8 protein-coding genes are annotated in these 12,910 nt (G+C 48.9%); 4 read left to right on the top strand and 4 right to left on the bottom strand.

Going from position 1 to position 12,910, the window contains the following annotated elements; translation table 11 throughout:
• Positions 1-198: 198 nt before the first annotated feature.
• From clpB to Q4A14_RS05990, 4 genes are all read left to right on the top strand, one after another.
• Positions 199-2,790, top strand: a complete 2,592-nt coding sequence (clpB, locus tag Q4A14_RS06005; RefSeq protein WP_303170683.1) for an ATP-dependent chaperone ClpB — start codon at positions 199-201, stop codon at positions 2,788-2,790.
• Between the two features lie 592 nt (positions 2,791-3,382).
• The gene (locus tag Q4A14_RS06000; protein WP_303170681.1) at positions 3,383-3,580 is read left to right on the top strand and encodes a hypothetical protein; all 198 of its coding nucleotides are present in this window, start codon (positions 3,383-3,385) and stop codon (positions 3,578-3,580) included.
• A gap of 28 nt (positions 3,581-3,608) precedes the next feature.
• A complete protein-coding gene (locus Q4A14_RS05995) occupies positions 3,609-4,496 on the top strand; it encodes a hypothetical protein (RefSeq protein WP_303170679.1) in 888 nt (295 codons plus the stop codon).
• 97 nt (positions 4,497-4,593) lie between these two features.
• Entirely contained in the window at positions 4,594-5,448 is an 855-nt protein-coding gene (locus Q4A14_RS05990; RefSeq protein ID WP_303170677.1) for a VanW family protein, read from the top strand.
• Positions 5,449-5,784: 336 nt separating this feature from the next.
• Here the strand turns inward: Q4A14_RS05990 and Q4A14_RS05985 are convergent, their stop codons facing one another.
• The 4 genes from Q4A14_RS05985 to Q4A14_RS05970 form a co-directional block, all read right to left on the bottom strand.
• A complete protein-coding gene (locus Q4A14_RS05985) occupies positions 5,785-6,732 on the bottom strand; it encodes a hypothetical protein (protein WP_303170675.1) in 948 nt (315 codons plus the stop codon).
• Positions 6,725-8,290, bottom strand: a complete 1,566-nt coding sequence (locus Q4A14_RS05980; protein ID WP_303170673.1) for a RagB/SusD family nutrient uptake outer membrane protein — start codon at positions 8,288-8,290, stop codon at positions 6,725-6,727. Before Q4A14_RS05980 ends, Q4A14_RS05985 begins: the two co-directional genes overlap by 8 nt.
• A gap of 18 nt (positions 8,291-8,308) precedes the next feature.
• On the bottom strand, positions 8,309-11,857 hold the full coding sequence (locus tag Q4A14_RS05975) for a SusC/RagA family TonB-linked outer membrane protein (RefSeq protein WP_303170671.1): 3,549 nt from the start codon (positions 11,855-11,857) through the stop codon (positions 8,309-8,311).
• A gap of 253 nt (positions 11,858-12,110) precedes the next feature.
• Positions 12,111-12,629 (bottom strand): GNAT family N-acetyltransferase, encoded by a 519-nt coding sequence (locus tag Q4A14_RS05970; protein ID WP_303170669.1) that lies wholly within the window; start codon positions 12,627-12,629, stop codon positions 12,111-12,113.
• Positions 12,630-12,910 lie beyond the last annotated feature (281 nt).

The following is a 12,910-nucleotide window of genomic DNA, read 5'->3' as shown; positions in this document are numbered from 1 at the left end:
TTGATGAATTAAGTTGTCTACCTTGATGGATTAAGTTAGACAACCTTTTTCACCCCCTTTGAGAGGATCGACAACAGAGAAGCCTGAAAGGAACCTTCTCCAAGGGCAAAAAGAAAAAACAGAAACCGGATAAAAACATACCATTCCTTAGATCGAACTCACATCAGCAGAAGACAAACCAATGAAAGAAAGATGATTATGAATGTGAACAATTTTACCATCAAAACTCAAGAGGTCTTGCAGGGCGCAGTAGACAAAGCCCGTCGCCTCTCACAGCAGGCGATAGACCCCGCTCACATCCTCTCGGCCCTCATCGAGAAGGGTGCCAACGTAGTAAACTTTGTCTTCCCCAAGATCGGTGTGGATGTCTCCACACTGAGTCGCAGGGTCGAAGATCGTATAGCAAGCCTCCCCAAAGTATCAGGCGGAGAGCCTTACCTCACCAACGATGCCAACAAGCTGATCCAACAAGCCGAAGACATCGCTGCGTCGATGCAGGACAAGTATGTATCCATCGAGCATCTACTCCTCTCCCTCCTCAAAGTGGATAGTGAGACATCTCACATCCTCAAAGATTTGGGAGCGACATATGACACCCTCATGAGTGCCATACGGGAATTGCGCAAGGGTAGCAAAGTAGACAGCCCGTCTGCCGAAGACACTTATGATGCTCTCGGCAAGTATGCCATCAATCTCTGCGAGCGTGCCCGTAGCGGCAAGCTCGATCCTGTCATCGGACGTGATGATGAGATCCGTCGGGTATTGCAGATACTTTCTCGCCGCACCAAAAACAACCCTATCCTCATAGGCGAACCGGGGGTAGGTAAGACAGCCATTGCCGAAGGCCTTGCCCGTCGTATCGTGAGAGGTGATGTGCCGGAAAATCTGAAATCCAAACAGATATTCTCTCTCGACATGGGAGCACTCATCGCGGGTGCGAAGTACAAAGGTGAGTTTGAGGAACGCCTCAAGTCTGTGGTGAATGAGGTAACCAAGTCGGAGGGTGAGGTCATCCTCTTCATCGACGAGATACACACCCTCGTGGGAGCAGGAAAGAGCGAAGGGGCCATGGATGCTGCCAATATCCTCAAGCCTGCCCTTGCTCGTGGCGAACTCCGTGCCATCGGAGCAACGACCCTTGACGAGTATCAGAAGTACTTCGAGAAGGACAAGGCTCTCGAGCGCCGCTTCCAGATCGTCATGGTAGATGAGCCGGACGAGATGAGCAGTATATCCATCCTCCGAGGTATCAAGGAGCGTTATGAGACTCACCACAAGGTGCGCATACTCGACGATGCCATCATCGCTGCGGTAAAGCTCTCGAGCCGTTATATCACCGATCGTTTCTTGCCTGACAAGGCCATCGACCTCATGGACGAGGCTGCGGCACGTCTCCGCATGCAGGTGGATTCCCTTCCGGAAGAGCTTGATGAGATATCTCGCAAGATGAAACAGCTCGAAATAGAGCGTGAGGCTATCAAGCGCGAAAATAACATGGAGAAGGTCACCCTCATCGATGCAGACATTGCCGAACTTCGCGAACAGCAGTCTGACCTCATGAGCAAGTGGCAAAACGAAAAGGATCAGATCAACAGCATACAGGCTGACAAAGCCGAGATCGAACACCTCAAGTATGAGGCCGAACTTGCCGAGCGAGCAGGAGACTATGGTAAGGTAGCCGAGATACGCTACGGGCGTATGGAAGAGCTTCGCAAGTCTATCGAAGAGGCTCAGAAACGTCTACACGAAATACAGGGTGACGATGCCATGATCAAGGAGGTTGTCGATGCCGAAGATATCGCAGAGGTCGTATCCAAGTGGACCAACATCCCCGTGTCCAAGATGTTGGCAACAGAGCGTGAGAAGTTGCTCCACCTTGAGGAACGTCTTCGCAAACGTGTAGTGGGACAGGACGAAGCTCTTACAGCCATTGCCAACGCCGTACGTCGTAGTCGTGCAGGCCTCCAGGATCCGAAACGTCCTATCGGTTCGTTCCTCTTCCTCGGTACTACCGGTGTGGGTAAGACAGAGGTGGCACGTGCCCTTGCCGAACTCCTCTTCGATGATGAAAATATGATGACCCGTATCGATATGAGTGAGTATCAGGAGAAGCACTCCGCATCGAGACTCGTCGGAGCTCCTCCGGGATATGTGGGTTATGACGAAGGGGGACAGCTCACCGAAGCTATTCGTCGCAAACCTTACTCTGTCGTGCTCTTCGACGAGATCGAGAAAGCGCATCCCGATGTGTTCAACATCCTTCTTCAAGTGCTTGATGATGGCCGTCTGACAGACAACAAGGGACGTACGGTCAACTTCAAAAACACGATCATCATCATGACCTCAAACATGGGTTCGGACATCATCCATCGCAACCTCGATCATTATGATGAGAAAAATGCCGAAGAGGTCATCGATCACACACGCAACGAAGTGATGGAGCTCCTCCGTCGTACGATACGCCCTGAGTTCCTCAACCGTATCGATGAGACGATAGTCTTCACACCCCTTACACTCGATCAGATCCGCAGCATCGTACGGATCCAACTCGACACTGTCGGTAAGATACTCGGAGCAAACGGGATTACACTTGGCTACACAGATGCCGCGGTGGACAAGATCGCCCACGAGGGTTATGATCCGCAATACGGTGCCCGCCCCGTGAAGCGGGTGATCCAGAGACGTATCCTCAACGAGCTTTCACAAGCTATCCTCGCGGACAAAGTCTCCAAAGATCAGACCATCACGATAGATGCTACCTCAGAGGGCGAACTCATCTTCCGCAACTGATCAAGACATCATATCAAAAAAAACATTCACCTCCATATTGAGTGGAGGTGAATGTTTTTTTTGATATGAATCCGGACCAGACCACATCAAATTTGGCTTGGCATCTTGGCATTAAGACATTCCCCACCCTCTTTCAAGTCACTGATCCTCAAAGCTCCACATATCTTGACATTGTATCATTCTCGTATCCGGCAGAACGCAAGTCAAACAATGATCTAAGTCCCATGATATCTTAGCACTGTATCATTCGCAGATATGACAAACCTCAAAAAGCGAAGAGGAGACTTTCGACTGTAAAAGGTCGGAATCTTCTCTTGCTTTTTCGCCCCTCACAGTTTTATCTTTTTTTAGATATTTTGTACATTGGGATGCTGATTCACCTGATTTTTTTTGGGGAGGAGATCGGTGAGGAAGCATCGAGGATCAGTCTGACGGGGGATGTCATAATAAAGGGCATATCTGCTTTCTAAAGAGGATTTTCGTCATCAAGTCCGGAAGAGGGGAGGTTGGTCCATTAATCTTGAGGGAAGAACGAGACTTTTTAATACTAACATTTTGATACTGCAAACACGAAACAATAAAATTTGATATTATGAGTAAAAACCATTTACGAATCGGTCTTCTTATTCTATTGGCTTTATCCGTAAGCTCGTGTGGGGAAGGGAAGAGAGCTAACAGGACTTCTTCGGAGACGTCAGGAGAGACGACATTTGCGGGAGATTCGGCAACAGTCACCTATGAAGACAATACCGTCGATAAGATTGTGGTAGAGGACAGCTGCACTCTCTGAGATAGAGAAGCAGATTGAGGCACTGCGTATGCAAATATTGGGAGAGAACACCTCATCGGAAGAGATGGTGGAGTATGACAAACTTATCCCAGACTATAATGAACTCATTGAGAAAAGTAAGAGAGACCTCCCATTCAAGGCAGGTATAGGACTTGTAGATAAAACCGGGACGAAGATAATCTTACCGAACTCGGAAGAGCAGACAGCGTCGTCCGAGTACACGCATTGTGTCATAAAAGGTAGGGTCTACGGTGTCAAGGCGCTGCGAAAACAAGAGGAAACTCCCGACTTTGACGGCAGGGAAACAGTCCGCAACTTCGACAAGATGAGTGGTTACCTGTATGAAATCATAAGCAAAGAAAAAATATCAGCTCCTGAAGGGGACGACATCCATGTCTTCATGTGCAACGAAGACTTCATCTCTGCCCACACAATTGTCCCAATGATATATCAAATGGTTCCGATAGAGGAAGGGGATGAAACACCTCAATATACGGATGTTCAAATCAGAGATTCCAAACTTTTCCGGGCTGCTATCAAGAAGAGATACAAAGCCGATATCTCGGAATTCTCCGTCAAGTCTGTTTCCGAAGACGGCAAGATCCGCACTTACTCTGTCACCGTGGACACAAAAGCTCCGATAGCTCTCGGACTTACTGTCGTGTATGTCGATGAACAACTTATATTTGGAGAAGACTTTGCCGTACAAAATGAGTACTCGACTTGGCGTGCGGACGATGAAGGGCATTATGAAGGACATACTCCGGACTTCGCATTTACAGATAAAAATGGCACCTTGAACTTGTTCTTTTCAAGTTTCGGTGCGGAGGGGATCAACTTCTTCACCATGTACCGGCGTGGAGACCGGTTGATCCAACGCTCTTATATGACTTATTTTTATGTTGCGCCGATGTAAAGACACCATTCATCTGTGGCGAGACGTTCAGCCATATACGATGCGGACGACTGGATTGACGAAATTTGTGTAGCTTCGTTGACAAAGAAGTAGGATCATGAAGATAGACTTTGTAGAAAAACCTCTGATGAGAGCACTGTGGCGGCGCCGTCTCGGTCGTGAGTACTATATCTTGAAACGCAAGGTGGGAAATGTCTTTGGGAGGACACGATGGGCAAGCAAAAGGCCGACAAAGGCTATGTTTCATCCAATCAAGGAGCACTCCTCGATGATACTGCGCCCTCTCAAGGACGTAGAGATGTATCTGCAGGAAAACAAACGCACCAATCTCCAACTGGCTATCAAGCATCTCAATGGGATAGTAATACGTCCGGGAGAGACCTTTTCCGTGTGGCAAAAGGTCGGCAGACCTACGGCATCCAAAGGCTACCTCGAGGGGCTCGTGCTACATCAAGGCCAAGTGACCAAAGGTATAGGCGGTGGGCTGTGTCAACTCGGCAATCTCCTCTTTTGGATATTTGCCCACACACCGCTCCGCATCACCGAACGCCACCGTCACAGTTTCGATGTCTTCCCGGATGTCAATCGCAATGTACCCTTCGGAGCGGGGGCAACTCTGTCGTACAACTACATCGACTTACGCGTGTACAATCCCACCGAAAAGACTTACCTCATCGAACTATGGACCGATGAGACCCACCTCCACGGGCGTATAAGTGCCGACATACCTCAGCAGGAGACCTATCGCATCGAAGAGCGAGATCACAGAGTGGTCACACAGTATTGGGGCGGATATACCCGTCACAACCGTATCGTACAGGTCATCACCCATCCCGATGGCAGTGAGGAGGAACGCTTGCTCGTCGAAAATCATGCGATCATGATGTACAACCCCATGCTTACGCCTCCGGCCAACGCACAGTTCGAGACTTGTTCGGGAACAAACAGTTAGAGCTTTGTCCAATACCGATAAAAAGCATCCCGCTTTTTCCCTCAATAGATTTTGGGAAAAGCGGAATGTTTCTTTGTATCGTATCCGGATAGGCAAGGACAGGATCGGACACAGAGCTACATTCGCGGGTCTGTCATCAAAGGGGCAAAAAAGGTTGTCTAACTTGAAGCATCAAGGTAGGCATATTGATTCATCAAGTTAGACAACTTGATTCGGGAGGTTGTACACCCTTTCTCGAAGAGAGGAGAAAATTGCTCGATCGGGACAGAGATAATAAAAACAACGCGAGTTCGATATGACTTATATCGAACTCGCATTTGTGTTTCTGTAGTAAGATTACGCCTTGAGGTAGTCGAGGTTGTATCCCATATCGTCCAACAACTTCTTAAGAGCATCAAGTTTGGTGAGGACAAGAGGATACTCGGCATACTTTGTGCGCCATACGGACTCGTGAGCGGATAGGAGCTCATTGATGAAGGTCGATTTGTCCTTATCCTTGGGATAGAAGCTCATCCTCTCTTTGGGTCTGAAAGAATAGGCCTTGAGGAAGCCAAGCTCCTTGAGGTCTTTCACATCGGGCATATCGGCAGAGTCCTTGTCATAGCTCTTGTCGTAGTACGGCAATGAGACGGAGTAAAACACCTCAAACGCACTTTCGTCAAGCAGACTCAAAGACCTCCGTATCATGGCGGAGAGTATCTCCTTCTGCTGTTTTTGTTGTGCCCCCTCATCCTTGGTTTGTATCCCTTTGAGACCTGCGATGGCAGTCACAGAGAGTCCATGGATGATGACTTTTTTCTTGTCGGGCTTCTCCATGTTGTAGGTTTTCAACTTTTTATCGTAGTTGTAGGAGACGATCGTATCGACAAGCAGAAGGGAGTATGGCAGCCTGTCTTTTGACATATACGGGAGCACTTTTTCTCTGATAAACGTCGTCGCACCGATCCTGTCGGCATCATCATCGATGTAGACATATCGGATGAGTTCGCTATCGTAGTACTCTTTACCCTCTTTGGTGACTCCATAGTTGATGTTCAACTCCTTGGTTACGTCACCTTTGCGCAAGGTGGCATCAAAAAGGAGATAACACCCGCTCTCGGCAAAAAATGAGCGTCTCAACTCTCCCGTCACCGAGCGATCGTCATCATCGACCTCGAAGAAATTGATATCTGCGTGTGAGGGCGCGAGACTCTCCTCCTTGCATCCCGTAGTAGAGACGAGTGATAGCACAGATGTCGCAGCGAGCAACGTCTTCAGGGCTATGGCAGTGAAGTATTTATTCATAAGTCTTGGTTTTAGAAGGGGTTCTTTCCACCCTTATGTTATCCTTTATCGTGTCGTTAATTGCCTTTTGTTCGGCAGGTATAGGGAGGACATATCCGGCATCCTCTTCGGCCGGGAGCCTGTAGTAGTAGGTGACACTCATCTTGCTGTTGCGGCCGTCCTTGGAGTAGACAGTGTACGTGTTGGTCAGCTCGGTCTTTTCGGGGAATAGCGTAGTCACGCGATAACGTCTGAGATCAAACCAACGATGTCCCTCGAAGCAGAGTTCCTTGCGACGCTCTGTCCTCACAACCTTGACAAGCTCCTCCTGAGAGAGACCCTCGAGGGGCTTGAAGACCGAACGACCGATACGTGCACTCAGCAATTTGTTGAGATTGTCCTGACCTTCCGAGACCTCTCCGAGCATGGCCGATGCTTCTGCCATATTGAGATATGCCTCAGCTGTGCGGAGACAAAAAATATCCGAAACCTGCCCCCTGTTTGCGCCTTTGGGATCTTGCTTGATAGGGAAGATCACATTGCCGGTGATGCTGCCTTTTTCCTTTTGCTTTTTGAAGAAGAGGTCCTTCCTCAAGTCGCCCTGATCGAACAAGTCATAGAGACCTGCAGACACCTGAAAACCTCCGGTGGGAGACGACGAATTGAGATGACCGTAGAGGAGACTGCCACCCATGGAGAAAAGGACTTCGGGACTCTCTATGCGTTGGACAGAGATAGCCTTGTCCCAACCATTATAGTTCTCGAGGGTCGCATGGAGAGCAAGGCTTTTCTGTGCGTATGTCTTAGCCATCTTCCAGTTTTGCATATAGAGATAAACGCGGCTGAGCATGAGACAGATACCGGCTTCGGAGAGTCTGTACTTGGAGCGGACAGGCTGACCTGCGATGAGGTGTGCAGCCTCTTCCAGGTCTTGAACAATATGGTCATAAACCTCTCCGATAGTCCGGCGGGTAAACTTTCTGTCTTCGACGTGACTCGACAGCTTGAGCGGCACACCGGGCACGGAGCGATTGGCTTCGCTATAAGGGGAAGCATAGAGATTGACGAGGAGGAAATAGTATATCGATCTGAGGGAGAGAGCCTCGGCCTTGATGAGATTGTGCCGGTCAATCTCCTTGGGCGATTTAGGCGCAATATTTTTCAACTCACTGAGTACCGTATTGAGCGTACTGATGTGATTGTAAAATCGGAGCCAGTCTGTGCTCTCGTCTGCGTGTTTGCTCGTATCGAAGTAAGCTCCGACATTTTTCTGCCATGTGTAATAGCCGAAGATTCGAGGACGTATATTTGCTTCGGGATTGTAGCGCGTGTTGCCGATGACTTCTTCGGTCTCATCTGCCATATAGTGTACAAACGGGATGTAGAAGTTCTTGTAGTTCAAAGGTGTGCGGGGATGTACCGTCATGTATGCCGAACCGATGAGGAGCTGATCGAGATCACCCAAAGTCCTGATGTAAGCAAGGTCCTCGGAGTGCTCTTTGAGGAAGCCCTTGCAGGAGACTGTCATCAGCCCGATGCACATCACAACTGCCAGTCGGATATAGTATGTTATCTTCATATATAGTAGAGATTATAGTTAGAGAGAAAAACTCAACTGGAAAGAGTACTGGGGTCTTTCGGACAGATTGATCTGAGTGAATCCGCCTTGGACCGGAGTCTGTCCCTTGAGCGCTTTGGAACTGATAGTAAAGAGGTTGTTGGTCGAGAATGCAAGGTTTACACGACTGAGTCCCAACCTGTGACTGAACCCGTCAGGAAGCATGTACGACAGACTAAGATCGGTACACTTCAAGTAGTCAGCCGACACCACGCGGATATCCGAGAAGTTGTACATCTCCCACGCATTGTTGGCGATGACCGGCATTTGTTGCTTGTGCGAAAGCGAATAGTGGCGGTTGTACTTATCGGAGATGGCAGGGATCGTCTGATCGATGACGGCAGGGATATTGGTATGCATTTCATCTCCGGTCTTGCGCCATCTGTCGATAAATACCCTATTCACATTCATTTCGGGTTGGAAGTTACGCCCGCTACCGTATAGCTTGAAAAGCCTTGTTTTTGCTCCGAGGCTGTAAGCAAGGCTGAAGCGAAGGGAGAAACGCTTGTAGTGTATCGTATTCCTGAGGCCGCCTTGCATGTAAGGGAAGCGATTGCCCGACTCTGTGAGGACTTGTGAGTAAACCTCGTGGTTGGAGAGTCCGAAGAGCTTTTCCTTCTCGTCCTCTTTGTCGTAAAACTGTGGCCCGCCATCCTCAGGGTTGAGCCCCTTGAAGCGATAGGAATAGAAAGTCCCCAGAGGGCGACCTTGGACAAGGGCTGTACCGTTTAGGTAATTGCCAACAAGGAATTTCGAGTCTTCCGGTCTGCTGTCCAAGCTGTTCAGGCTCTTTGAGAACACTGTCGACACTCTCCAACTGAAGTCATTGGTCTTCACCGGTATCGCAGACAGAGACAAGCTGTAGCCGGAGTTTTTGAGTACTCCCGAATTGATGACATAAGAAGAATATCCATTGACCAAGTCTATCCCGATATTGTGAAAAGCATCCCTTGTCACCTTTCGATAATACTCGAGTGTCATGAAGAGGCGATTTCGGAAGAGAGCCATGTCTACTTCTGCGCTGAAAGAGCGTGTCTTCTCCCACTTGAGGTCGGGATTGGGGTAACGCTCCAATCGTGCTGTCGGTTCGTTGTAATACGGATCGATATCCATACGTCTTATGATCGGCTCGGGCGACTGATCGCTGAGCATATTGCCTTGAAGCCCGAACGATGAACGGACAAAGAGGTAGTTCAACACATCGTTTTTAGGAAGTAATTCGGACAAGTCATAGCTTCCGGAGAGAGACCATACAGGCAGTATCTTTTCATTACTGCGATCACCGAATCTATTGGACCCATCGGTACGGGCATTGAGACTCAATGTAAGGTTGTTGCGCCATGTGTATGAGAGAGTGGCAAAGAACGACAATTGGTTGAACAAGTCATTTTTTAACTTAGGTTGAGCCTCAGGACTCACGAGCCAAGCCTTAAACTTCTCGAAGCGGTCTATATCCTCGACAGACACAAACTTGCCCCCATAATTTTTGAGGTAACCTCTGTGCAACCGGCTCTTACCCTTGCTGCGGATAGAGCTTATCGATGTCCCGATGTTCGCTCTGATGACACTCTCATCCGCAAAGGCCTTGACATAACTGAGCATTGCTCTACCCGAATACGACAGATAACGCTCCTGCATCGTGGAGAGCTGCCCGCCATAGGGAAGCAGTGTATAGTTGGCAGCCACCTTGTCAAAGGGCTGTCCCAACTCGGTCTGACGCAGATCGGCCACCTTATATGTATGCTCATCCCAATACTCTTCGCCGTTGGTATTCGACGCTGTCACAGAGACAAGCGAATTAAATGTCAGCGGGTCGGAGAGCTTCACGTCCAAAGCCGCATTGACACTTGTATTGAAAGACTCCTGAGTGCGTCCGGAGTGTTGCATCTCATTGAGGATATTGAAGTTGAATCTCTCAGCACTACCTTTCTTGTAGAACGAATACCCACCCTCTTCGTCATAAGCAGGGATAGCCCTGCTCGTGTTGTAAGCGTAGTCCGTGGGTTGGATTCCCGACGCATTGAAAGCGCGATTTTCAAGTGTGCTCCTGATCCACAAGCTCAACTTTGCCTTGGGCGAAAGCTCTGCCATCAGTTTGAGGTAAGCACTTCCCCTGTCCATCTGTTCGTGGCGTACCACGCCATTGCTTTTGTCATAGCCCAACGAACCGTAATAACTGATCTTGCCCGAAGTCCCCGAAACCGAGACATGGTGACTATTGCTGAGAGCATCCCTCATCAACAAGTCGAACCAATCGGTATTGAGCGACTCTATACGCCCGACCCTTGCGGTGAACTCATCATAGGACATTTCCTTGTTGTACAACTTCTTCACGAGGTGCTCATACCCCACATCGTACATATCATTGGGGAAATAATAGTTGGCATCGATGAGTTCGCGAGAAAAATTGACCCTCTCGAGGGAGTTCATCAAGTTGATATTTCTGTCCGAATACCGAGGATGCTTCGAGAGTCCGACCGATCCTGTGTAAGAGACAGTGAGCTTACCCTCTGCCCCCTTCTTTGTCGTGACCACGATGACCCCATTGGCAGCCTGAGCACCGTAGAGCGCAGTCGAAGCCGCATCCTTGAGGATGTCTATACGCTCGATATCTTGGGGATTGATGCCGGCTATGGCATTACCGATACGATTGATAAAGTCCGGATCATTGAGATCCTCGGCAGGTATCGTGACAGGATCCCTCTGCACTACGCCATCGACGACCCAAAGAGGCTCTCTCGAACCAAGGATGGTCGATGTACCACGTATCCTCAGGCGAGGGGCAGCACCCAGTTCGCCCGTCATAGGCAAGGAAATGACACCCGGTACTACACCCTCGAGTCCCTTATCTATGGTGACCATACCGGGAGTGATGATATCTTCGGCCTTCAGGGTTGTGGACGATCCCGTCCAATTGCGCTTGTTGATCGTCTGAAAACCCGTGATCACCACTTCGTCCAGAGCTTGCTCGTCATCATGCAATATTATATTGAGGAATCCCTCACCCTTGTGGCGCTTCTCGACCGGAAGACTTCCGACAAATGTCACTTTGACGCTCACCGCGCGCCCTTTCGGGATGCGACACTCAAACGCTCCGTCGTTTCCGGATATGGCAGAAGGTTTGCCATCGATGTAGATGGTAGCACCTCTGGCAGGAGACTTGTCCGTAAAGGACACCTTCCCTCTGAGGACTACGGTATTTTCACGCATGATGATGAGTTGTTTACCCTCATGCCTGAATGTCAATCCGTGCGAAGCAAGTAGTTCGGCAAGCGCGTCTGAGAGCTTTTTGTCCGAAAAGTCTACCGATGCGGTAGCACCTTCAGGCAAGAACCCTTCAGGATCCGTTATACTCATTCCGGAGAGCGAAGCCAGCTCACGGACGATCTCCGAGACACCACACCGCTCACACTTCAAAGACAATCTTTTCTCTATCGTCTGCGCAGAAGCCGATAGGAAAATGGCGAGGGGCACAATTCCCATTACAACTTTCCGAAAGACAGAGTTTCGGGTAATTTTTTCAGTCATAATTTTGGCTGTTAAAGGTAAAATAGTATTAGTTCGGCTGACATACGGCATGACATCGAGAGTCTGTCTCTCAATGACAAATCAACTGTATGTCATCATATTACATCAAACGAAGCGCAAAGATACATCATTTTGCTGTCAGTCGAGGCAAAAAGCTCAGAAACAGACAGGTTAAGATGTCGGACAATGAGACCATGCTCATATACATGGATATCAGGAAGCTTTATTGGGTTGGATCTCGGGACGATTACCCTTATCGGCTATCCTCCCTCTGATACGCCAATCGTGGAGAGCCGTCCGCCACATAGATGATACCACAGTAATCAAAGCCGAGAGATGTGACAATGTGCTGCATCACACGATTGTCTCTGTGGGTATCCACCCGTATATTGGGATGTTGTGCAAGAGCCCACTCCAAGACTTGACGTCCAAGTCCTCTCACTTGCCCGTCCGAAGCAAGGCGATGGATGACGCCATAGGGGCGATCATTAGGCCACGCCCCATTCTCTATATAGGCATAGGTAGGCTCTTCGATAACACCAAACCAAAAAGTGCCACACACCCTGCCGTCAGGGAGGAGACAGACATGACAATACCCCTCTCGGATGTCCTCTTTGATGAGGTTGGCGGAGGGGTAAGTACTATTCCACTGGTGAGGGTTCCCCATACGACGCATCGTCTCTCTTGCCTTATCATATATAGGCATGATAGAGGGAAGATCCGCAAGCTCAGCCTTTCGGATCGTGAGACTTGTTGTGGGAGAAGCATTCATGGGCTTGGTGTTTATGGCACAAATATAATGGTTTGGAGAGAATTACACACAGAGACTGAAAAACCTGATCCAAACAAGATCCAATAAGCATATGTGAGAAGAAAATTTCCCATACAGATATTTTTTGGAGAGCATTGTCTCTATCACCAAGATTCTACCCACATCTCGTGTCATGGAAAGCATCATCAGGCAAAGCCTTTTCAGAAGTTAGTGAAGGGTCGAAATTAAGTTGTCTGAAAATTCAAGATGAGATTATCTTATTGAGCAACAAGACGTTACTA

Origin of the sequence: Porphyromonas sp. (assembly GCF_030529325.1) — a bacterium.
GTDB lineage: Bacteria > Bacteroidota > Bacteroidia > Bacteroidales > Porphyromonadaceae > Porphyromonas_A.
The sequence above is the reverse complement of the archived record's forward strand: the minus strand, read 5'-3'. Positions and strand labels throughout refer to the sequence as shown.